Genomic DNA, 19741 nt, shown 5'->3' with positions numbered 1-19741 from the left:
AGCTATCGTCCATCGAGTGCGCAGCTGCCAGTCGCTACGCACTCGAGGATTCAGCTCAGTGGCCGGTGAATTAATCGCAAAGCCATGGCATTTTCGAGGTGGACGATGCAGCTCCGAAACATGCGTTCCGGATCGCCCCGGTTAGCGACCTGGATTAGTCACCCTGATATATCCGCCCCAAAACGCACAGGATTCTAATTTCGGTCGACTGACGTTTGCGTTTCACGGACGAAGCGCGCCCGGTTCGCGTTGACGAAAGCTTCTACGGTCATCAGCGGGCCACCAATAATCTTCGTGCCGATGTCATCGAGACCGGCGAGGAGACCCTCTTGCTGGTCCAGCTCCGCAGCTTCGAAGTGCCGCCGCAAGACGGTGTCATCCTCGAGCCCCGCGAGCTCCAGAAAGGCCGATACGGTAAGCTGCTCGAAGGGCAGATCGACTCCGAGGACCCGACCAACCTCTGCTGCGAGCTCCTCGTGACTATACTCCTTCGGGCCGTGCAGCTGGTAGGCTTGGCCGCCGTGGCCTTCCGGCTTCTCCAGGATGTTGGCGATGATCTTCGCCGTATCGGCCGCGGCCAGCGGAGCAAAGCGGCCATCCTTGTTAAATGGCATGACGTAGCGGCCGCGCTGGATGAATGACGAGATGTAGAGGAGCCACTCGGCGAAGAAGGTGATGCGCAAGTTCGTCGTCGGGATGCCTGACCACTTGAACACCTGCTCCGAAAGCCAATGGTTCTGGGTCACCTTGCTGCGCGCGTCGGGCCTGGATTGCTTGTGGGACAGGTTGACGATGTGCTCGACGCCCTGCTCTCTCGCCACCTGTGCGAAGATGACTGCCGCCTCCACGAGACCGTCGGCAATGGGATAGCAGAAGTAAGCGCGGTCGACGCCGTCGAAAGCCAGCCGCATATCGCGCAGGCTGGTGATGTCCCCATAAACGATCTCGGCACCCAGACTGGCCAGCTCCTGCGAGCGAGCGTCCTCCCGACGAGCGAGGGCGCGGACCTTTAGGCCTTTCTTCAGCAGTTCCTTCACGGTCGGACGCCCCGTATCTCCGGTTGCACCGGTCACCAGAATCGTTGTCATCGCATTTCTCCTTTCGATAATGGCATCAGGCGCTCCGCGGCGTCCTAATGCTGCATATACAACACATGGGAAGCAGTGTTGTATATGCAATACCATAATTTCAGATTCCGGCTAATCGCGCGGAATGTCGTCCGCGACGGTCTTGATTGCGCTCAAGCCTGCTTGCCCAAGCAGCTTGGACGCTCGTTCCTGCCCCGCCCGCCAGGCCGGCATGGATGAAAACAGCAGGTCTTCGCCAGCTTTGCTCAGCCGAAGGGGGCGCTGACGACCTTGAACCTTGTCGGGGACCTCTTCGATCCATCCCGCGTCCAGCATCAGCTTGAGGTTTCTCGTCAAGGTGGAGCGATCGAGGCAGTTGGCTCGGCCGATTTCGGCACGCGTCGCGACGCCCATCCGCATGATTGAACCGAGTAAGGTGTGTTGCGAGGACACTAGGCCGAACGGCCGCAGTTCCTCGTCGAAGATGTTGGTCATAACGCGTGAGATAAGGCGCGCCCGCGAAATTACGCAGGCATCTTCCAGTTCCCGCAGCATTGCTCGTCTATCGTCGGGTAGGGAACGCAGGTTCATAGTCTCTCGATGATGCATCTACAACATGTAGTCAACCAGTATCGCGTTTCAAGGAGGATACGAAACCCTGATGTCTCAGCGCATGCCACGGGCGATGATCTGCATAAACGCCGGAACGTTCGCTCTCGCTGGAAGCTGCCGTTCGCCGTATCATCCGAGGACGGCAGCAGAGTCCCATTGAGGCCGTTGCCGCTCAGCGCCGCTCTACGTGAATGAATGGCAGCTTCTGGGCTCGGCGATCGGCGCGCTGAACGGCTCAAATGGGGGCGCAAAGCAGCCGTCCGCGATGCGAACCTCTATGTCCGGTTTGAGCCGAAAGCTGCCGAAACGACTATCACTGAAGACGTCAACCGAATTGAATATTGGAATCTTCTTGCAGAAAATCCTAGGCACTGGAAATCTCAGACGAATTCACACTAATATAACGTCGCCGAACTAGCTTCGGAAATTGGAAGTATACTACTGCAAATCTTGAAATACTTCGGAGCAACCGTGCTTATCTACTCGGACGAAAACCTTGAGGTCATCCATCGCCCGGGCGCCTCGCCTTACCTCCTCATCACCTTCAACGAGATGGAAATCCAGGCAAACGGCAGCCGCTACTGGGGCCAGCGGTTTTGCGAAAAGGCGGATATCGCCGCCCTCGGCTTCATCAGCAAGCGTCCCAACTGGTTTCCAGCCGCAAGCGTGGTCAAGGCGGTCGAGGCCGCGGCGCCGATCCTGAAGGCAGCACCCGAGCGCATCCTCTACGGGCATTCTCAGGGCGGCTATGCAGCGCTTCGCTACCGCCGGCGTTTCAACGCCACGACAGCCATCGCCTTCTGCCCGCAAATCTCGATCAATCCCAAAGCCGTTCCCTACGACAATCGCTTTCTCAGGCATTTCTCGCCCGACCTGCACGCCAATATGAGCATCGCCCCCGACCATGCCGCCGGCCGCGCCTATCTCTTCTACGACCCGTTCCACGCGATCGATCGCAGGCATGCCGAGCGCATAGCGGAACTGCAGGCGGAAACGCATCTCGTGCCCGTACACATGACCGGTCATGGCACGGTCAGGGTCTTCACCGGAACGCAGCGCGCGCTTTCGCTGATCGATGCCTGCCGCGCCAATGACCCTGCTGCCCTGCGCGCCCTTGCCCGCTCCGCGCGGATCGACGCGCCGATGCGGCCCTACCAGAACGCCGTCGCCGCCATGGCCCGCCACCCGGCCTGGGCCGATCGCCTGCACGCCCGCTTCGGTGATCGCTTTGCCCCCACGGAGCAGGTCAATTTCCTCTTCCACCGCGCCAATCGCCATATCCGCGACGGCAACCTCGTCACAGCGCGCGACATGCTGACGAATGCCCTGTCGCTCCTGCCCGGCCACCCCGCCGTCACGCTTCGCCTGCGGGACCTCGACGCCCGCATCGGCCGCGAAGAAAAACTGGCGAAAGCTTCCTGAGGCGGCAGCCACGCCTCATCGGATTATGACAAGCTGCTCGGCGAGCAGGAACAGCGCGATCGCAATCATCGCCGCGCCTGAGAACTGGCTCACCAGACGAGCCACGCGCGGGCGCGTCCTGAGGACCATGCTCGAACCCGTGCCGACAAGCGAGTAGATCAGCGCGCAGTTGAGCATATGCACGGCCCCGAGCGCCGCGATCTGGCTCGGGATCGTCCAGCTCCCGTCGCGGCTGGTAAATTGCGGCAGCAACGCGAGGAAAAGGAGGAGCGCCTTCGGGTTGATGCCGCTCACCGCGAAACCGCGGACGATCCATCCGGTCCAGTTCCTGGCCGCCTGGTCTTCGCCGGCCACCGGAACAGGCGGATGGGCGAGAACCCCGACGCCGAGCCAAAGGAGATAGCCCGCGCCCAGCACCGTAAGCACCGTCAGAACCGCCGAAACGCCGGCGACGAGCGCGCCGACACCAGCCGCGACCACCAGAGTGATCGCAAGATAGCCAAGCAGCATGCCGGAAACGGCCGGCATGATCGCCCGGTCTCGCAACCCCGCCGAGATCGCATAGGCCCAGTCTGCGCCGGGTGTCAGCACCAGCGAAAACGATATCGCCCAAAACGCCGTCAACAGACCCATTTCCATCTCGCACCACCTTCCTTCGGATACCCTATCAAAGGAAGAATAGCGTTGCATCACGGGGATTAGCTCCCTAACTCTTGCCGAAATGTGGCATCATGAGGCAATATCTCCCTCATGGATGATACGGACCGCAAGATTCTTGCTGAGCTTCAGAAGGACGGGAGACTGTCGGTTACCGAGCTCGGCGACCGCATCGGGCTCAGCCTTTCCCCCTGCCATCGCCGGGTCAGGGCGCTCGAGCAATCCGGCGTGATCAGCGACTATCGCGCCAATATCGATGCCGCCAAGGTCGGCCTCAATTTCTCGGCGATCGTCTTTGCGACGCTCAGGGAAGGCAGCCGCGAGAACGTGCATGCCTTCGAAAAGGCTCTTTGGGCGATACCGGAAATCACGCAAGCCGAGCGTCTGTTTGGCGATCCCGACTACATGCTGCACGTGGTGACTGAGGACCTGAAGGCTTTCCAGGCGCTCTATGACGAGAGCCTGCTGGCGCTGCCGAGCGTGCTGCGCCTGACCTCTACCCTTGTGATGAAGAGCATCTTCCAGAACCGGCCGCTTCCTCTTTGAACGGCTGGCTCGCGGCGCCCCGGATGAACTGGTGCGCCACGGCTAAAGCGCCCTTTGCGTTCATCTGAACGCACGGCGCTCTGGCAGTTGCCGTCCGAGGTCTCAGCAGATTACAGCGCCGCGCGTCTTATCAGACGCGCAAAGGTCGCTGTAGCACTTTGATTTTCTGCATGCCTTTGTCCTTAAATCGAGGTCGATTAAGGAGACATGCAGTAGTGTACCGGCAGCCCTCGCCCACAGCGGAACAATCATGATGCACGCTCTGCCCCCTCTCGATGAAATCCGTGCGCTTGAAGAAGCACTGCACCGCCCGGAGGTTCGCCGGTCGCGTTCAGCCGTCGAGGCGCTGCTCGCCGAAGGCTTCGTCGAGTGCGGGGCTTCCGGTACGATCTATCATCGTGCGGAAATCATCGATCTGCTTGTGCAGGAGCCGGAGCAAGACGATGGCGAACTGCGCGCGAGCGATTACCGCCTGACCGCCATTTCGCCGGAAGCGTTGCTCTTGACCTACAGAACCCGTCGCAGGGAAAGCGATGGATCGGAGCGGCACGCGCTCAGAAGCTCTGTCTGGAAGCGAAACGGAACCAGGTGGCAGATGCTGTTCCACCAGGGAACGGTGACGGGAGCGGCCTGAGCGGGCCGTCCGAGCGCGACTTTCGCGATGACATGTCGGGATCGCGTGCCGCCATTCGTCTTCAAGGACAGACAAGCGATGGAGGACAACGATGACGATCACCATTACCGCTTTCGAACGGTCGCCGGATCGCGGCAAGGGGCTCGCGCGTGACATGCGTGTCCGTTGGGCGCTCGAGGAAGTAGGCCTGCCCTACGAGGTTCGCCTTCTGTCGTTCAAGGCGATGAAGCAGCCGCCGCATCTCTCCCTTCAGCCCTTCGGCCAGATCCCGACCTATGAGGAAGGCGATCTCGCCCTCTTCGAGTCCGGAGCGATCGTGCTCCATATCGCCGAGCGCCATGCCGGCCTGTTGCCAGACGAAGCCAATGCCCGGGCGCGCGCGATCGCCTGGATGTTTGCCGCGCTCAACACCATCGAGCCGCCGGTCTTCGACCGTAATCTCGTCCAGATCCTCGAACGCAACGAGCCCTGGTACGAGCACCGCCTGCGTGCGCTCGACGAAACCATCCGCAGACGGCTTGGCGGCCTTTCCAATCACCTTGGCGATGCCGACTGGCTCGATGGCGCCTTCAGCGCCGGCGACCTCCTGATGGTGACGGTGCTGCGCCGGCTGCATGGATCAGGGATTCTTGAGGAATACCCGAACCTTGCTGCCTATGTCGCTCGCGGCGAAGCACGGCCGGCCTACAAGCGCGCCTTCGAGGCCCAGTTGGCGGTTTTCACCTCCGCATCGGCAGGCTAACCCGGAAGCGGCAACCGAGTTGCGTCACTCTGACAGAGCCGCATCACCCGGTTGACCTCTTTCTTCAAGTCTCCAGCGATCCCAGGGTGAGAATGGTATGGGCGGCCGCCATGAATTCAACCTGGCACCACACCTTTGACGGCCCAGGCGACCGCGACATAGGACCGTGGACCATCGACCTCACCATCGAGATAGGCAAAACGGACGGCATCGCGAAGCCGCGTGCGCGCCTGTTTGTCGAGTGTCGCGACATATTCGGCACCCGGGCCATCCTTGCCGAGATAGGGCGTCCAGTAGTCGTCGAAGGAAGCGTACTCCATGCGGATCGCAAGCTCTGCCGTCTCGACCTCGACAAGCCCGGCCCTGTGCCAGGCCGCCTCCAGTTCGCCAGGCCGGGTCATCGGGCGGGTGAAGGCGCGCTCGCGAAGCCGTCGGGCGACGGGATCAAGGGCTGCCGCCGTGTCGAGGAACAGCCGGCTGGCAACGAAACCGCCGCGACCGTCCCACACCGTGGCAGCGACCGTCGCACCGGGCCGCGCAACGCGGCGCATCTCCGCCACGGCCCGTTCCGGCTCAGAAACGAAATGCAGCATCAGCAGCGACAGAACCCGATCGAACGCCGCATCCTCAAAGGAGAGAGCGCATGCGTCGCCAATCTGGAAGGAGACGCGCGGATCTGGATTGCTGCGGCTGGCGTGTTCGATGTAGGGCGCCGCGCAATCCACCCCGCAGACGGCGGAAAGGTCGGGCCGCGCGGCCAACAGGAATGTCAGGCTGCCGGTGCCGCAGCCGACATCCAGCACCCGTTCACCCGCCGCGGCTCCGGCAAATGCCAGGAAAGGCACGGCCAGCCTTCGGCTCCAGCGCCCCATCTGCAACTCATATCCGTCGCCAGTGTTGGCATTGAACGTCGATGCAGCCATCACAGCACACTCCAGCCAGCCGAACGGGCGCAACTCTACCACAGGCTGGGCAACCCAAAACATAGGTGCTGGCAAACTGCCGTGTCGAACGGTTTATCGGGTTCGAGACCGATCCACGGCATTCGGAACCGATCGCCATTCGCGCGCGGTGGATATTTCGCCATCCTCTCGGCAGGCCAGCCAGGCAGGGCGCCGCCCCGGCTCCATCGGCGCCGGATCGAACCGTGCCGCACCTCACCCTTTGTCCTGATGTCGCCGCCGACGCATGCAACCATGCCGCCGCGCTTCCTCGGGAGCGCAGCGGACAGGACCGCTCCTGCGAAATTCGATGGGGTATTTGCGATGAGCAGCACAGAACCGAAAGCATTCGCCCTCGCCGGCGTCGTCATGAAGCGTCTGTTGTCGGGCAGCCAGACCGACGGCCAGTTCTGCCTCTTCGAAAACGTCAGCGGCGGCGACACCAGGACGCCAATTCACGTCCACGCCAGCGACGACGAAACCGTCTACATCCTCGAGGGCGAACTGACTGCGGTAATCGGCGGGACTGCGCACCGGTTGACCGTGGGCCAGAGCATCTTTCTCCCGCGCCGCGTACCCCACCAACTCCTCAACGTCAGCCGCCGGCCGGCGCGCTACATCCTGATCGGCACGCCAGCCATCTTCGACCGCTTTCTGGAAGAAGCCGGCCGTGAACTTGGGCCGGGCGAAGCGGTCAAGCCACCGACATCGGAAGAGCTTGATCGGCTTCGGAGGGCCGCGCCGAAGTTCGGCATCACCCTGCTTGCCGACTGGTCGGATCAAGATTGACCCGCCGCCAGCGCAGGCTGCGGCGGTTGGGGAAAGACCGGGCAATGCGACCGCCTCACCTGTCGCAAGGAGAGCGGAGACACACTCCCCTTTGTAAGCGCAGCACCCACTGGCATGGCGGATGTCTTGCGAAATTGCGGGCAGCGCCGATATCGGACATTCGATTTTCGAGCTACGATCGTCCGAACGGCACCGTCCAATCGGTGGCGTCCACGACGTTGGGGAGCGACAGACCATGACCCGCGATCAGATGCTCGCCCACCTTCGCGCCGCCGACGAAGTCGCGCGCGAGGCCGCCGCGCACGGCCATCATCCTTTCGGCGCGGTCCTGGTCGGCCCCGACGACAGCATCCTGATGCGCCAGGGCAATATCGACACCGTACGCCACGCCGAGACCGAGCTTAGCCGGCGTGCCGCGACCGCCTATCCGGCGAAATTCCTGTGGTCCTGCACGCTGGTTTCAACCGGCGAGCCCTGCGCCATGTGCACCGGCACGCTCTATTGGGCCAATATCGGCCGCCTGGTCTATGGCTACGAGCAGGAAAAGCTCCTTGCCGAAACTGGCGACCACCCCGAAAACCCGACCATGAACCTCGCCTCGCGCACGGTGCTTGCCTCCGGCCAGAAGCCGATCGAGGTTTTTGGCCCCTTCCCCGAGATCGAGGACGAACTACTCAGCCCCCACCGGACCTTCTGGCGCCGCTGATGCGGCGCGCCCGATGGAGTTAGACTGCAAAAGTATCCCGCGGCCGGGTGTGACGAAGCGATTTAGGTGGGGCGTCGCCATATGTCCCTTCTCCCCGCCTGCGGCGAGACGGTGGCCGGCAGGCCGGACGAGCGGTCCAGAAGATGGGCGCCATCTACCTCACCCCTCCTTCTCCCGCGACAGCCCCAAGTGCCAGTGCAGCTCGGTCAGCCCGCGTTTCAGCCAGGCGAGCTGCGGTTCCGGCATGGTGCGCAGCATCTCGTAATCCATGATGCAGACGTTGAAGACCGTCGTCTTCACCTGCGGTCCGTCCTGCAGTTTCAGGAGCACGCCTTCCAGTTCCATCATCCGGTTCGCCGCCTGGCGGGCGCTCTTGGCACGCTCGGCGCTGGTCTCGCCGGCAAAGCCCTTGACGCTGAAGAGCGACTGCGCCCTGACACTTGGAAAGGGAATGCCGGTGAGGCTGTAATAGCGTGCCATTTGCCGGGCGTACTCGTCGCCCGCCTCGCGCTCGTGCGCCGTCAGCTTGCCGTCGAGGAACATGCGGCCGAGTGTGTAGCCGGCAAAGGGGCTCGCAACATCGACGTCGCGCTTGCCGGAAAAATGCATGCGCTTGCGCGCATCGAGCGCCACGGAGCGCACCTCCCGTTCGGTCTCGCCGTGCTTGATCTGCCCACCGGGATAGCGTGCCACGTCGGCCTTGCGCGGCCGGCCGGCCCGGCTGGCGCGCTTGATGCGGATGCGTTCTGCCTTGGATGTCATCGTATCGTTTCCTCGTTTCATTCATTCGTCATCGCTGCTTGGCCGTACCGCCGGCCCCGGCTTCGCGCTGACGCAAAATCAATCCAAAAATCAAAAGGCTGCCGTCATCGGCTGGCGCCGCGCCTGTTCACCGCATGCAGCACCGACGTATGGTCGCGGTGGAAGATGCGGCCGAGCGCCGGCAGCGACAGATCCTTGCGCTCCTCGTAGACTGCCGCCATGCAGCGATGGCGCGGCTCGACCAGGCGGCGCTCGCGGCCAACGCCGATGATCTCCTCCCAGGTGATGCCGGGATAGGCGCCAAGCACGTCGTCGATGATCTCGCGCACCGGCCGCCGGCTGAAGAGATCGCCGCCTGCCGCATCCGCCGCGCCGCAAATCATCCGCGCCTGCGACAGAAGCCGCGCCTCCGCATCGGCGAGCGCCAGTTCCAGCTCCGCGATCCGCCGCGTTTGCGTGCGCACCTGAACCGCGACCATGCCCGCCAGATCCTCCAGCGTCGCGGCGGGCGCCGCCTCGCGGTCAGCCGCGGCCATCCCCACGGAACCTTGGGCTTGCGCGTGACCAGGCGCCGCCGCCTTCTGCCTCACCTCGTCGCCTGCCGACATCCGCATTGCCATAGCCTCTGCGCCGCTTTCCGCGCGCGCCTGTCCACGGTGGCCCTTTCCCGTATCGTCGTCACCGCCAGCCCCGGGCACGGCCCTCGCCCGTGCCGCAACGCCGCTTGGCCTGCCGCCTGCAGCTGTCTGTCCTGTCATGAATTCCGTTGCCTCAGGCTGCATGGTGGATCTCCCGGGTTGCAAGCGCGCTTACGTTCTGGGCGGCCGCCTTGGCCGCTGCGTGTGTCCTCCGAAACGCTTCGAGCCTTGCGCGAACGCGGGCGCGGCTGGCTTCGGAACGGCCGGTATCCCGGGGCTTGAGGGCGGCAATCGTCTCGCGCTTGCGGGCAAGCTCCGCCCGCATGCTCTGCGCCTCCGCCTTTGCCAGTGCGGCCAGCACCGGCGGCTTCGGGATCGTGCCCAGGAGCACATTGGCGTTGGCCGCATAGTCGCCGCGGATCAGCTTCTGCGTCGCCGCCGCCAGGCCGCAGGCCGGCACGCCTGACAGCGCATAGTGGTAGACGGCGAGGATCTTCTTCGGCTCGATCCCCTGCGGCATCGTCATGCCGGCCGTCTGCATCGCGTCGAGGCTGCGCAGCACCGCCGCCTCGCTTGCCGGCGCCAGCCGTTCAGTGAGCGCGGTAATCTCCCGGCTCAAGGTCGAAAGCCGGGCCTGCGCCGGCAAACTCATCATTTCCAAGAGGGTCATTGTTTCGGTTTCCTTTGATTTCGCTTTCAATCGCTTGCCTGCATTCCCGCTGGTGGCGGGCAAAGGCGGTCTCGTGCGGCGGCGCCTGCTGGCGATGTCCGCGTCGCGGTGGTCCGGCGTCTCCGGCCCGGCCCGCCGCGGTTGATCGGCTCGCGACTTGGGGGCCGCCAGCCCTGGCTGGTCGGCCGGCATTGCGCATCCAGTTCCGCCAGGTGGCCGCCCAGTCGAGCTTGGTGGCATTGCGGCCGGATTTGGCGGTCCAGTAGTCGCGAAACTTGTCGAATTCGATTGTTGCCTCGGCCGGCCCGAAGCCGAGCCCGGCGGCAAACGCCCAGTCGGGCTCGAAGGTCGCGGGCAGCCGGCTGGCCCTGCGGCCGCGCCCCGACCGCGCTGCATTTTCCGCCCCCAGGTGGAGATCGAGCTGAGGGCCGCTCCCGGCCGGAGTCGTGTCGGGAGAGTTAGTTTCTTTAGGGGGTGCGGGGGAGCTTTCTTTATCAGAGAGGACACCCGCCGCTGTCGCCGTGACATCGCGTGACGTCACGCGCGCCCTGTGACGCTGCTGCCGTTCGCGATCGCCTGCCCGGCGCCGCTCGATCTCCGACTGCTGCCCGGCTTCGGCGGCGCGAACGGCGCAAAGGATCATCTCCGGCGACGCACCGGATTGAACCAGCGCCTCGACGATCGCGGTGATGCGCATGGCCGCTACTCCCCGCTCGGCCGGGACGCGGCCCCGGCCCGGGTCTTGCCGGCCGCCGCGGCAACAGCGCCGCCGCAGACGCGCACCAAAGGCGGCAGGAAACCCGCACCCTTGCTTTCCGCCTGCCCTCTAGAGCGCCGTGCGTTCGACCGAACGCACAAAGGACGCTCCAGCACTTTGATTCCAGAGCATCTTTCCGCCTCCAGTGTTTCCACTTGAGAGCGGGATGCTCTAGAGCGCCGTGCGTTCAACTGAACGCACAAAGGAGGCTCCAGCACTTTGATTCCAGAGCATCTTTCCGCCTCCAGCGTTTCCACTTGAAAGCGGGAGGCTCCAGGCCTTCCTGTCAGACTGTCCTGCGCCATGCCTTTTCCCATGCCTTCGCCTTTGGCCGCCCCGTCTGGCACGGCCATTCCATCGCGCTCATCGCGCGCCAAATCCGCTTGTCTCCCCACCCCGCCGACAAGCCGCTTCCAGCATCCGCCCCTGATGGGCGGACCGGTCAGGCCCTTCGGTCCGCACCGCGCATCCCAAAGGAATGCACGCGGGACGGCGGGCGCCACTTCGGGCTCGTGAGCCGGCACCGCACCCCCAAGGAGCGCAGCCGCCTGCTCCCGGCGCCCGGACCGCGCACGCCGCCAGCCGCAACCATTGCCGGTTCCGGAGGCATGCGCCGGTGACGGCTTGCCGGCGACGAATTGCAGCGAGAGGAGGAAAAGTGCTGACGGTTTCCCGCCCGCGTTCCGCTCGCGCCAATTTCGATCGCGCTCATGATGCCGGGCCGAGCCGACCCAAGATCATCGTAATCGAAGAGCGAGAGGCTCCGGGGAGGAAGCGGAACCTCTCGCCCGCTGCGCACCCCGAAATCGTTGCCGATCGGGAAGACAGCAGCTTTTCTCAAAATGCTCACCGCAATTGCTGCGGAGAGCGATCTGTGGGGCCATTGACAGCGCCGCGCGTCTTTTAAAAACGCTGGCGATGCCGGCCGCCGCCGGAAACTCAGGCGATTTGCACCGCTCATTTCCGTTGACATCCTATTCATAGTAGGATTTCCTACACTCATCAAGAGGAAATTTCCTATTGGACGTAAGAAACGGAATCTGGGATGCCAGTGCCATGGACGAATTGCGCCGCCTTATCCGGGAAGCAGTCGACGCGAAGAAGACGACCTACAAGGATCTGTCGATCGCGATCGCGAAGAACCACGCCTATATCCAGCAATTCGTCGAGCGCGAGACACCGCGGGAACTGCGCGAGCGCGACGCGCGCACGATCGTCGATCTGATTCAGGGCGCCCCCGCCGCCGAAGCGGCACCGAGACGTGCGCCCGGCTTCGCACCGCAGATCGTGCCCGGCGAACAGCTCGTCGGCCATCGCGACCTACCGATCTTCGCCGCCGCGCAAGGCGGCGACGGCCACGTGATCGTCACCTTCGATGCGGTCGAATATGTCAAGCGCCCCTCGGTGCTTGAGGGCGTCAAGGGCGCCTACGGCATCTACCTCACCGGCAGCTCGATGATCCCGGCATACGAGCCCGGCGACATGGCGCTCGTCCACCCGCATCTACCGCCGGCGCGCGACAAGGACGTGGTGCTCTATCACGTGCCGCCCGCCAACGACGCCGAAGCGATCATCAAGCGGCTGGTCTCCTTCAACGACCGCGAATGGACGCTCCGGCAGTACAACCCTTTCCTGGAATTCACCGAGAGCCGGGTCGAGTGGTCCTTCTGCCACCGGGTGGTCGGCAAATACAGCGCCCGCTAGAGCCTGCAGGGCCAAGCGACGATATCCTTGCATATTCAACGTGCTATATCGCTTACCTGATTCAATGCAGCATGCCGACCACATAGCTGCTCACCCCCTGAACAGGGCCGCGATGGGCGCCAGCTTGTCTCGACGACTGGCAGTGGGGTAGCGAGTCCCGACCACAGGCACGTCAATTCTGCACCAAGTGCCAGCCGATCCAGGGACAAATCCCGCACGCCACAGGCACTGGCTGGTTCGCCCCTCACCGCCAGGCGAGGATGCCGCGGGCAAGGCATCGCCTCGGGGCAGTCCTCAACACTTCGCCATGCAATCGCCGCCGTTCCGCATGCCGTCACAAAGCGTTCGGTCCGCTGCCTCCTGCCACTTGACACTCAGGCCGCCATCCCCTCCTCGATCTCCATCGGCAGGTCGCCCGACATGAAGAGCAGCGTGGCGTCCTCGAACTCCCCGGTCGCGAGATCGCCTGAGCGGCTGAAGGCCACGACGCCCACCTTGGTCGCTGCCAGCCTTTCGGCCAGCCGCACCGCATGTTCGGCCCCGGTCGCCTGCACCGGATTGTCGGCAAGCAGCGCCCCGCGGCTCCCCAGCGTGAAGCTCTGAACCACGAAATAGGTGATCATCCCATGCTCCTTTTCCGCCACCTGGAATGGCGGCTCCAAGGTGGCGCAATCAATCGAACAAAACAAGAACAAATAATCGCCTATCGACAACTCAACGCGGCCACGCGAAGAAAATTCCTGCCGGCAGTGCCTTTCCTATTGACGTATAAATAGGAATTTTCCTATATTGCCACAAGGACGAAACCGGAGGGACCGATGGCACCCGAAAGGGCGCGCCAGCGCGCACCTCGAACAGGCCGAGGTGAACGATGCCCGACGTGCTGATCGCGGACGCTGTGATGGGGCCCGCCCCCTTCCTTCACGGGCGCGAGGTCATTCTCGCCGTCATGACGCTCGGCACCGGCTATTTTTGCGAGGAGACAGACACGGTCGGCACCACCTACCGCACCGCTGCCGATTGGCTTCGGGTTCACGATGGCGAGCATGTCGCAAAGCTGATCCGCTTCGATCTCGACGTCCTCCACGGCGAAGACGTGACTGAGACGGTCGCCGACGCCTGGCTCGAAGGCTACGACCAGAGCCCGCAAGAGGAGCACAAGCTGCCGGTCTTTGTCCGCACCTCCGACGCCTGGGAGCGATGGTGCGCGGATTTCGACGCGGAACGCACGCCCTACAGCCAGGCCGTCCACGGCACCCTCAACCACCGCCAGCAGTTCGGTGCCGATCTCAGATGACCATGACGCTCGACAAGTCCGCCCTCTTTGCCGCCATGGAAGCCTTCTGGGAAGCCGAAGGCGGCAATGAGCGCGGCGTAGAAGCCGCGATATCCGCCTATCTGCAGCGCCAGAACCTTACCGCTTTCAACGAAATGGCCACGCGCAAGCGCGCCGCATTGGCCGCGGCAACCGCGCGGGCACGGACATCCGCCCGCGGGCATGACGACGGCGCAAAGCGCCCAATATTGGCAATCATCATTAATCTGCAAAAATGCTAATAGAGTAAGCGGGGAGCACAAATAGGAGAGATTCGATGCCGCGCCTTGCTCAATTGTATTTCAAGACCGCAATCATTTTCCTGATCATCGGCCTCTGTATCGGCCTGCACATGGCGATCAGCCAGGACCATGCCGCCACGCCGGCGCATGCCCATACAAACCTGCTCGGCTGGGTCACGATGGCGATTTTCGGCATCTATTATGCGCTCAATCCCGCCAAGGCCGAGCGCCGGCTCGCCATGATCCAATACTACGTCTACACCTCAGGCGTCGCCGTGCTGGTGCCGGCGCTCTATCTGATGGTCACCGGCAGGCCCGAGATCGAACCCATCGTCGCCGCAGCCTCGATCGTCGCCTTCGTCGGCGTGCTCCTGTTTGCAGTCGTCATCTTTTCGAGCAGCGAAACGGTCGCTCAGCCGAACGCCTTGCGGCCGCGATAACGCTCGTCCGGGCACCGACCGCACCACCATCGAGCGCGAACACAGGAAAGGCCGAAGTGCCTTTCCTGCATCGGGTTCTTGCGCCCTAGATCATTTCATTGTTTCATCGAAACACTGAAGTGATCTAAGTCTTTGAAATTACGCAATTCCGAACGGAAAACCGTTTCGCACTTTTCCTGGATTTGCTCTATTTCGAGGTCGACTTCAGCACCCGGTGCGTCGCGTCGTCGAGTGCGTGGCCGGTCTCGGCTCCATCCTGCCGAAAGCCGCGCGCCGTGTTGCCACAGGCCGAAAGGGCAAGAAGCGCTACAGCGCCGCGCGTCTTATCAGACGCGCAAAGGTCGCTGTAGCACTTTGAATTGCTGCATGTTCTTGTCCTTTAATCGGGTACGATTAAAGGACACATGCAGTAGGCAGAGGACCATGAGCATCGTCTTTGACATCATCGTCTCCGTCAGTTTCTCCTTTCGGAAATGAGGCGGAACGCGGCAAAGTCAATCGGCGCTGCTCAAGACCGGGACCGCGAAAGACGGGCGCGGCGGCCATGGCCCGCCGCTCGGCTCTTCTCAGGATTTATTTTGGCGAGCGTACCGGAATCGCCGAATCAGGCCTTCCCCCGACTGGCGGATGCGCGTTAGCTTCCGTACCGCGCAGTACGTTCTTTCTGACTGCGCTTCCCCGCACCCCGAGCCATTTTGGGTGCTCGCTTGCCCCGCCCTCGTGCGGGGCTCTTTCTTTTTCGCGGTTTGTCGCGCGCGTCAGTCGAGCTTGAATACGGCGTCGCCGACAAAGACGATGACATATTGCCCGCCTTCGCCCGCGCGCGCCCAGTGCTGCAGCGTCTCGGCATAGGGCGTCTGCTTCCAGATTTCCGGATAATCCGGATCGACGAGAACGGTGACCTGGGGCCCCTGCCGATAGATCATCATGCGCGAGCGCGCCGGATCCCAGCTGTCGTCCAGGCCCTCATCCGTGCGCCAGAGACAGAGGAAATCGCGACAGAGCTGCGGCCGCTGCTCATAGATCCGGCACCCCTCACCGTCGATGCAATGCCGGCACCAGTCGTTTGCCGGTTTTTCCAACGCGTCGATATCCGGCAGCCGGCAGCAAAGGGTGCAGCTGCCGCAGGCGCGCGCGCCGAGCGGTGTGGATGTCGAAGAGGTCGGAATGATCATCGGCGGACGCTATATCACATTGCCCTTCCTCAAGGGAACGGACCAGCGGCGTTCACCCCATTGCGGCGAAGCGAACCGGGCACGAACACCGCGCCGCCGCCTCGCACTGCGGGATACGGAACGAGGAGCATTTGCCGCGCGTGTCCTTGCGCGGCGCAGGCAATTCTCGACTGCGCCCCTCGACCGCGCGTCGAACGCGCGCCCCCGGCCGCGCCAATTGCGCGGTCGGACAGGGAGACGCCTTAGCGGATCCGCGGGCAACCGCTGCGGTTGGCGAGATAGATCCTGGCGTATTGTCCACGCCGTCCGATGCCCTCGACGACGATTCGGTTGCGGCTCATTCCGGCGATCTCAGGATCACGCATGCCGTAGCCATAGGCGCGGCGAATGGCCTGGCGGGCGCTGCAGCCGCGCCGCGGGCTGTAGTATTCGTCGTCATAGCGGCGTTCGCGCCGATAGTCCCGATCCCAGTCGCCATCGTCGCCGCGCGGTCCGAGATAGAGATCAAGGGACTGCGCCGGAGATACTGAAGGGAGCGCCGTGACGGCGCCTGCGGCGACCAGGAGCACGGCCAGAAGTTTGCTCATCTTGTGTGTCATATCAGTCTCCTCCACCCGCTACCCATTGAGAGGACCTCAAGGCTAGCCCAGTGAACGTGAATGCAGGAGTAACCAACGACCCGCCAAAAAGTTGCGATGGTCGCGTCATGGCGAGCGAAATCGGCTGCCTTCAAGCGCGGTTCCGGTGGAAATGGAAGGTCTTGCGGTCGGTCTCGCCCTGTCGGAACCCCATGTCCGCCAGGATCGCCTTCAATTCCTCGACCTTCGCCTCGCCGATGACATGCGGGTGCAGTTCCACCAGGATATCCCTGACCGAGCCGAAATCGGCAAGACGCAGCAATTCATCCTCGCTGCCTTCCACATCCATGATCAACACATCGGGGCGATAGGTCTGGAGTACCTCGGAGAAGACGTCGCTTTCGATCTCCACTTTCGCGCCCGGCAGCTGACGGTCGTAGGCGCTCGACGAAATGATGTTGTCGCTCCGGTAGAAGGAGATCCTGCGCCCGTCAGCCGTCATGGCTCTGAGCCGCAAGGCGGGCTCGATGCCGTTCAGCCGGAAGTTCTCGCGGATCAGCGGCTCCAGCGACGCATTGGCCTCATAGGTCAGCACGTTCGAAGCGCCGCAGATCCTTGCCGCAAGCAGCGCGATGAAGCCGACGCCGGTGCCGACTTCCAGCACCTTCGAGCCGGGCTTCAGCAGCCGAAGCAGGATGTTGCGTTCCGTATCCTCGTAGACTTCGCGGTACATCAAGTCGCGCACGACGGCCGGAACGCGCGCCGCGTCGGACACCAGCCGGATGCCGTCGATCGTCACCGTGCGCGCATTGGTGAAGTAACGAATTCTCTTTCGGATCGAACGAAGAAGACGCTTCATGCTCTGCCCCAAGGATCTTTTCACCGCCAGTTAGTACGATTTCGCGCTCCAGAGACAGGCAATACGCCACTCGCGGCATCGCCGGGTCGATGCCATCAGGCAATTGCCTCACCGGTGTTTTTCATCCAAGCCGCCCTATATTATGCATAAAAAATACATATCGGAATGGGAATGAAAGACATTACCTATCCCTTCAGGGATCAATCCGACGCCGAGATGATCTCGGACCGAAACCTCTTCGATCGCCTCATCACCTGGTACGAATCGGCCAAGGTCGAGCGTCGCGAACGGACGGAGGGCCGCGAAGTCGACCTGCGCTGCGTCAGCCCGCAGGGGCAAACGTCGCTCTACCCTGATGATCTCCCGCTGGTTTTCCTCAGCCGCAATGACGCGAAGCTGATGCCCGGCTTTCTGGCGCATTACCGGTCGTTGGGCGTTACCCGTTTCATCTGTGTGGATGATGCCTCGACCGATGGGACGCGTGAATATCTGCTGGGCCAGCCCGATGTCGACCTGTGGGCGTCTGCGCTTCGCTACGCGGAAGCCCGGCGCGGCCGCCTCTGGAGGGAGGCGCTGTTTGCGCGCTATGGCGACGACCGCTGGTACGTCAACGTCGATTCCGATGAGTTCCTGATCTACGACGATTGCGAGAACCGCACGCTGTGGTCGGTGATCCATACGCTCGAGGATCTGAAGATTTCACGGCTGCCCGCACCGATGCTGGATATGTATCCGGTCAATCTGCGCACGGCAGACGTCAATCAGCTGAAAACCCGAGCCCCGTGGGAAGTCGCCGATCATTTCGATAGCCGTGGCTATTCGCTGGCAACGACCACGCGCGCGATCACGGTCAAGGGCGGCGCGCGCCACCGCGAGTTTGAATCCGACCTGGAACTGATCAAGTATCCGCTGATCTTCTGGGACGAGGACTGTCGCTTCGGCGCCAGCATCCATCAGCCGCTGCCCTATCAACGCAACTTCTCCTCGGTGCTCGGCGCCCTCCTGCATTTCAAGTTCTTCGCCGACTACGAAAAGGTCATCGAGGATGCCGTCGCCGACCGCCAATACTTCGACGGTTCGGCGGCCTATGCGAAGATGACGGAAGCCCTCGCCGGCACCGGCGCGCTGCAGCTCTTTTCCCATTCCTCGGTGAAATTCGGCGGTTCGAAGCAATTGCTGCGGCTCGGCTTCATCACCCCCGTGCCCAAATCCACCGCCGGCGGCGAGCGCTAGGCTCGCGGCTCGCGGGCCCTTAGCAGTCAGCCTTCACACACCGGAAAAGCGCCGGCTCTCCGGGCACAGGCACGCTCGAGAACCCATCACCGCCCCGCTTCCGGCATGTCTCCAAGCCGAAGATGAACGGCACGGCCGGTCGCTGCGCGACCGGATGGATCGTTTTTCAACCGATCCGCGAGTTTGGCCGTTGATTATTCGACCGACCGCTCCATTTACACCTCTGAGGCACTTAACCTGAGGAGAAGCCTGCATGAATCGAAACACAGTCATCGGCATCGTGGTTGTGATCGTGCTCATCATTCTTGGCGTCGTGTACCTGAAACCGGGGGCCAAGCAGGCCACCGAGACGGCACCGGCGACAACGACGACGGAGCCCGCGACGACCGAGCAGAAGCCAGCAACGACGCAGCAGCCGGCAACGACTGACCAGTCGACGACGCAGCCCTCGACCACTCAGCCGTCCACGACCGAACCGTCAACGACGCAACCGTCGACGACTCAGCCGGCAACGACACCGTAACGGCCACGAAACGCGACCACCCCTGCCGCACCGCCGGCCAGCGGGTGGTCGCATGAAACAAGGGGTATCAGGCAGCCCCCAAGCACAAGCACGTGTTTCCTTTCGGTTCGCTGATGATAAGAATCCGGCACCCGCAAAGGAGCCTTGAATGCGCGTCGCGTTGCTATGTTTGCTGTTGCTTCTCTCGTCCTGCATGCCGCACATCCCCGAAGAGGTTCTCGACGCAAACTGGTGCAGGGACATGGCGGCAGCAAAGGCGAAGGCCACCGGTACCGGGCGAGCGAACCTCGCAGCGGCGATGATAAAACACGACTGCGCCGCCAAGCTCGCCGCCGAACAACAATCAGCGGCGACCGCGCTGGCACCCTGATCTCCGATCCGACTGCAACACGCTGGTGACGAGAGATGACTTGCCGACGGCATGTTTCCTTTGTTCGTAGCCCGTTAAAGGGCAAAAACATGCAGCAATTCAAAGTGCTACGGCGACCTTTGCGCGCCTGAGCAGATGCGCGGCGTTGCAGGATCAGCCGCGTTCACACACAACCGGCGCTGCCACCCAATTGCGCGCTGGAACTGCGAAACCAGCCCAAGTCCTTGGGCCGAAAGGTCTTTCGACCCGACGGACGTCGGGTCGCTCACATCCCCGCCACAAGTGTTCAGTCCGGGGAGATAGCGGACACCTGTTCGGAGAGATGACTGACAGTTTTGGGTTTGGTCAAGTCGATGGTT

Annotated in this window: 25 protein-coding genes and 1 pseudogene; 13 read left to right on the top strand and 13 right to left on the bottom strand. The window is 62.9% G+C overall.

Translation table 11 applies throughout. The features are described from left to right. Positions 1–194: 194 nt before the first annotated feature. Together AC3WWH_RS28070 and AC3WWH_RS28065 are read right to left on the bottom strand one after the other, a co-directional pair. Positions 195–1088: an SDR family NAD(P)-dependent oxidoreductase gene (locus tag AC3WWH_RS28070; RefSeq protein WP_058323289.1), complete on the bottom strand. Its 894-nt coding sequence runs from the start codon at positions 1086–1088 to the stop codon at positions 195–197. Positions 1089–1199: 111 nt separating this feature from the next. Further along, a complete protein-coding gene (locus AC3WWH_RS28065) occupies positions 1200–1658 on the bottom strand; it encodes a MarR family winged helix-turn-helix transcriptional regulator (RefSeq protein ID WP_063891506.1) in 459 nt (152 codons plus the stop codon). A 492-nt stretch (positions 1659–2150) separates the two neighbouring features. Between AC3WWH_RS28065 and AC3WWH_RS28060 the strand changes: the two genes are divergently transcribed. After that, complete coding sequence (locus tag AC3WWH_RS28060; RefSeq protein WP_058323337.1) at positions 2151–3101, top strand: alpha/beta hydrolase; 951 nt, start codon at positions 2151–2153, stop codon at positions 3099–3101. Between the two features lie 15 nt (positions 3102–3116). Here AC3WWH_RS28060 and AC3WWH_RS28055 read toward each other — a convergent pair whose 3' ends face one another. Beyond that, positions 3117–3740 (bottom strand): LysE family translocator, encoded by a 624-nt coding sequence (locus tag AC3WWH_RS28055; protein ID WP_058323288.1) that lies wholly within the window; start codon positions 3738–3740, stop codon positions 3117–3119. Positions 3741–3851: 111 nt separating this feature from the next. On the opposite strand from AC3WWH_RS28055, the gene AC3WWH_RS28050 reads away from it, so the two are divergent. The 3 genes from AC3WWH_RS28050 to AC3WWH_RS28040 all read left to right on the top strand — a co-directional run bounded on the left by AC3WWH_RS28050 (position 3852) and on the right by AC3WWH_RS28040 (position 5680). After that, on the top strand, positions 3852–4304 hold the full coding sequence (locus AC3WWH_RS28050; protein ID WP_057253994.1) for an Lrp/AsnC family transcriptional regulator: 453 nt from the start codon (positions 3852–3854) through the stop codon (positions 4302–4304). A gap of 250 nt (positions 4305–4554) precedes the next feature. Next, entirely contained in the window at positions 4555–4938 is a 384-nt protein-coding gene (locus AC3WWH_RS28045; RefSeq protein WP_113398947.1) for a nuclear transport factor 2 family protein, read from the top strand. A 91-nt stretch (positions 4939–5029) separates the two neighbouring features. Continuing rightward, a complete protein-coding gene (locus tag AC3WWH_RS28040) occupies positions 5030–5680 on the top strand; it encodes a glutathione S-transferase family protein (RefSeq protein ID WP_057253992.1) in 651 nt (216 codons plus the stop codon). Positions 5681–5796: 116 nt separating this feature from the next. Here AC3WWH_RS28040 and AC3WWH_RS28035 read toward each other — a convergent pair whose 3' ends face one another. Beyond that, entirely contained in the window at positions 5797–6603 is an 807-nt protein-coding gene (locus tag AC3WWH_RS28035) for a class I SAM-dependent methyltransferase (RefSeq protein WP_058323287.1), read from the bottom strand. 342 nt (positions 6604–6945) lie between these two features. Between AC3WWH_RS28035 and AC3WWH_RS28030 the strand changes: the two genes are divergently transcribed. Both AC3WWH_RS28030 and AC3WWH_RS28025 read left to right on the top strand, forming a co-directional pair. Then, positions 6946–7410 (top strand): cupin domain-containing protein, encoded by a 465-nt coding sequence (locus AC3WWH_RS28030; RefSeq protein WP_057254440.1) that lies wholly within the window; start codon positions 6946–6948, stop codon positions 7408–7410. 235 nt (positions 7411–7645) lie between these two features. After that, positions 7646–8116, top strand: coding sequence for a nucleoside deaminase (locus AC3WWH_RS28025; RefSeq protein ID WP_058323286.1), 471 nt, complete (start codon positions 7646–7648; stop codon positions 8114–8116). A gap of 159 nt (positions 8117–8275) precedes the next feature. On the opposite strand, the gene AC3WWH_RS28020 is transcribed toward AC3WWH_RS28025, so the two are convergent. The 4 genes from AC3WWH_RS28020 to AC3WWH_RS28005 all read right to left on the bottom strand — a co-directional run bounded on the left by AC3WWH_RS28020 (position 8276) and on the right by AC3WWH_RS28005 (position 10883). Then, positions 8276–8878, bottom strand: coding sequence for a hypothetical protein (locus AC3WWH_RS28020; protein ID WP_058323285.1), 603 nt, complete (start codon positions 8876–8878; stop codon positions 8276–8278). Positions 8879–8982: 104 nt separating this feature from the next. Then, positions 8983–9660, bottom strand: coding sequence for a helix-turn-helix domain-containing protein (locus tag AC3WWH_RS28015; RefSeq protein ID WP_058323284.1), 678 nt, complete (start codon positions 9658–9660; stop codon positions 8983–8985). Then, positions 9650–10186 carry a hypothetical protein gene (locus tag AC3WWH_RS28010; protein WP_156433154.1) on the bottom strand — a complete coding sequence of 179 codons (537 nt, stop codon included), beginning with the start codon at positions 10184–10186 and terminating at the stop codon, positions 9650–9652. Before AC3WWH_RS28010 ends, AC3WWH_RS28015 begins: the two co-directional genes overlap by 11 nt. Next, a complete protein-coding gene (locus AC3WWH_RS28005) occupies positions 10107–10883 on the bottom strand; it encodes a hypothetical protein (RefSeq protein ID WP_156433153.1) in 777 nt (258 codons plus the stop codon). The genes AC3WWH_RS28010 and AC3WWH_RS28005 overlap by 80 nt, the downstream gene beginning before the upstream one ends. A 1116-nt stretch (positions 10884–11999) precedes the next feature. Here AC3WWH_RS28005 and AC3WWH_RS28000 point away from each other — a divergent pair. Further along, entirely contained in the window at positions 12000–12647 is a 648-nt protein-coding gene (locus AC3WWH_RS28000; protein WP_057253980.1) for a S24 family peptidase, read from the top strand. 374 nt (positions 12648–13021) lie between these two features. Here the strand turns inward: AC3WWH_RS28000 and AC3WWH_RS27995 are convergent, their stop codons facing one another. Continuing rightward, positions 13022–13270: a hypothetical protein gene (locus tag AC3WWH_RS27995; protein ID WP_057253978.1), complete on the bottom strand. Its 249-nt coding sequence runs from the start codon at positions 13268–13270 to the stop codon at positions 13022–13024. A 248-nt stretch (positions 13271–13518) separates the two neighbouring features. Here AC3WWH_RS27995 and AC3WWH_RS27990 point away from each other — a divergent pair, with 248 nt between their 5' ends. The 3 genes from AC3WWH_RS27990 to AC3WWH_RS27980 are packed head-to-tail and all read left to right on the top strand — an operon-like array spanning position 13519 to position 14644. Continuing rightward, entirely contained in the window at positions 13519–13944 is a 426-nt protein-coding gene (locus AC3WWH_RS27990) for a hypothetical protein (RefSeq protein WP_058323281.1), read from the top strand. After that, a complete protein-coding gene (locus AC3WWH_RS27985) occupies positions 13941–14204 on the top strand; it encodes a hypothetical protein (protein ID WP_156433152.1) in 264 nt (87 codons plus the stop codon). The genes AC3WWH_RS27990 and AC3WWH_RS27985 overlap by 4 nt, the downstream gene beginning before the upstream one ends. A gap of 35 nt (positions 14205–14239) precedes the next feature. Next, positions 14240–14644: a heme-copper oxidase family protein gene (locus AC3WWH_RS27980; RefSeq protein ID WP_058323279.1), complete on the top strand. Its 405-nt coding sequence runs from the start codon at positions 14240–14242 to the stop codon at positions 14642–14644. Positions 14645–14831: 187 nt separating this feature from the next. On the opposite strand, the pseudogene AC3WWH_RS27975 reads toward AC3WWH_RS27980, so the two are convergent. The 4 genes and pseudogenes from AC3WWH_RS27975 to AC3WWH_RS27960 all read right to left on the bottom strand — a co-directional run. Then, positions 14832–14954 (bottom strand): annotated as a pseudogene (locus AC3WWH_RS27975) (entericidin); the annotation flags it as partial. 448 nt (positions 14955–15402) lie between these two features. Beyond that, positions 15403–15819, bottom strand: coding sequence for a hypothetical protein (locus AC3WWH_RS27970; protein WP_058323278.1), 417 nt, complete (start codon positions 15817–15819; stop codon positions 15403–15405). Positions 15820–16061: 242 nt separating this feature from the next. Next, positions 16062–16418: a hypothetical protein gene (locus tag AC3WWH_RS27965; RefSeq protein WP_058323277.1), complete on the bottom strand. Its 357-nt coding sequence runs from the start codon at positions 16416–16418 to the stop codon at positions 16062–16064. Between the two features lie 130 nt (positions 16419–16548). Further along, entirely contained in the window at positions 16549–17256 is a 708-nt protein-coding gene (locus AC3WWH_RS27960; protein ID WP_058323276.1) for an FkbM family methyltransferase, read from the bottom strand. A 216-nt stretch (positions 17257–17472) separates the two neighbouring features. Between AC3WWH_RS27960 and AC3WWH_RS27955 the strand changes: the two genes are divergently transcribed. The 3 genes from AC3WWH_RS27955 to AC3WWH_RS27945 all read left to right on the top strand — a co-directional run bounded on the left by AC3WWH_RS27955 (position 17473) and on the right by AC3WWH_RS27945 (position 19382). Further along, complete coding sequence (locus tag AC3WWH_RS27955; protein ID WP_058323335.1) at positions 17473–18489, top strand: glycosyltransferase family 2 protein; 1017 nt, start codon at positions 17473–17475, stop codon at positions 18487–18489. Positions 18490–18742: 253 nt separating this feature from the next. After that, positions 18743–19012: a hypothetical protein gene (locus tag AC3WWH_RS27950; RefSeq protein ID WP_057253968.1), complete on the top strand. Its 270-nt coding sequence runs from the start codon at positions 18743–18745 to the stop codon at positions 19010–19012. 148 nt (positions 19013–19160) lie between these two features. Next, entirely contained in the window at positions 19161–19382 is a 222-nt protein-coding gene (locus AC3WWH_RS27945; protein WP_057253966.1) for a hypothetical protein, read from the top strand. Positions 19383–19741 lie beyond the last annotated feature (359 nt).

It is taken from the genome of Ensifer sp. EB106-03-01-XG145 (assembly GCF_058792075.1).
This window is presented reverse-complemented; position numbering and strand designations above follow the sequence as displayed.

Coding starts and splice junctions, on each gene's coding strand:
- AC3WWH_RS28070 (WP_058323289.1), bottom strand. CDS start 1,088: ATGACAACGATTCTGGTGACCGGTGCAACCGGAGATACGGGGCGTCCG.
- AC3WWH_RS28065 (WP_063891506.1), bottom strand. CDS start 1,658: ATGAACCTGCGTTCCCTACCCGACGATAGACGAGCAATGCTGCGGGAA.
- AC3WWH_RS28055 (WP_058323288.1), bottom strand. CDS start 3,740: ATGGAAATGGGTCTGTTGACGGCGTTTTGGGCGATATCGTTTTCGCTG.
- AC3WWH_RS28050 (WP_057253994.1), top strand. CDS start 3,852: ATGGATGATACGGACCGCAAGATTCTTGCTGAGCTTCAGAAGGACGGG.
- AC3WWH_RS28045 (WP_113398947.1), top strand. CDS start 4,555: ATGATGCACGCTCTGCCCCCTCTCGATGAAATCCGTGCGCTTGAAGAA.
- AC3WWH_RS28040 (WP_057253992.1), top strand. CDS start 5,030: ATGACGATCACCATTACCGCTTTCGAACGGTCGCCGGATCGCGGCAAG.
- AC3WWH_RS28035 (WP_058323287.1), bottom strand. CDS start 6,603: ATGGCTGCATCGACGTTCAATGCCAACACTGGCGACGGATATGAGTTG.
- AC3WWH_RS28030 (WP_057254440.1), top strand. CDS start 6,946: ATGAGCAGCACAGAACCGAAAGCATTCGCCCTCGCCGGCGTCGTCATG.
- AC3WWH_RS28025 (WP_058323286.1), top strand. CDS start 7,646: ATGACCCGCGATCAGATGCTCGCCCACCTTCGCGCCGCCGACGAAGTC.
- AC3WWH_RS28020 (WP_058323285.1), bottom strand. CDS start 8,878: ATGACATCCAAGGCAGAACGCATCCGCATCAAGCGCGCCAGCCGGGCC.
- AC3WWH_RS28015 (WP_058323284.1), bottom strand. CDS start 9,660: ATGCAGCCTGAGGCAACGGAATTCATGACAGGACAGACAGCTGCAGGC.
- AC3WWH_RS28010 (WP_156433154.1), bottom strand. CDS start 10,186: ATGACCCTCTTGGAAATGATGAGTTTGCCGGCGCAGGCCCGGCTTTCG.
- AC3WWH_RS28005 (WP_156433153.1), bottom strand. CDS start 10,883: ATGCGCATCACCGCGATCGTCGAGGCGCTGGTTCAATCCGGTGCGTCG.
- AC3WWH_RS28000 (WP_057253980.1), top strand. CDS start 12,000: ATGGACGAATTGCGCCGCCTTATCCGGGAAGCAGTCGACGCGAAGAAG.
- AC3WWH_RS27995 (WP_057253978.1), bottom strand. CDS start 13,270: ATGATCACCTATTTCGTGGTTCAGAGCTTCACGCTGGGGAGCCGCGGG.
- AC3WWH_RS27990 (WP_058323281.1), top strand. CDS start 13,519: ATGCCCGACGTGCTGATCGCGGACGCTGTGATGGGGCCCGCCCCCTTC.
- AC3WWH_RS27985 (WP_156433152.1), top strand. CDS start 13,941: ATGACCATGACGCTCGACAAGTCCGCCCTCTTTGCCGCCATGGAAGCC.
- AC3WWH_RS27980 (WP_058323279.1), top strand. CDS start 14,240: ATGCCGCGCCTTGCTCAATTGTATTTCAAGACCGCAATCATTTTCCTG.
- AC3WWH_RS27970 (WP_058323278.1), bottom strand. CDS start 15,819: ATGATCATTCCGACCTCTTCGACATCCACACCGCTCGGCGCGCGCGCC.
- AC3WWH_RS27965 (WP_058323277.1), bottom strand. CDS start 16,418: ATGACACACAAGATGAGCAAACTTCTGGCCGTGCTCCTGGTCGCCGCA.
- AC3WWH_RS27960 (WP_058323276.1), bottom strand. CDS start 17,256: ATGAAGCGTCTTCTTCGTTCGATCCGAAAGAGAATTCGTTACTTCACC.
- AC3WWH_RS27955 (WP_058323335.1), top strand. CDS start 17,473: ATGATCTCGGACCGAAACCTCTTCGATCGCCTCATCACCTGGTACGAA.
- AC3WWH_RS27950 (WP_057253968.1), top strand. CDS start 18,743: ATGAATCGAAACACAGTCATCGGCATCGTGGTTGTGATCGTGCTCATC.
- AC3WWH_RS27945 (WP_057253966.1), top strand. CDS start 19,161: ATGCGCGTCGCGTTGCTATGTTTGCTGTTGCTTCTCTCGTCCTGCATG.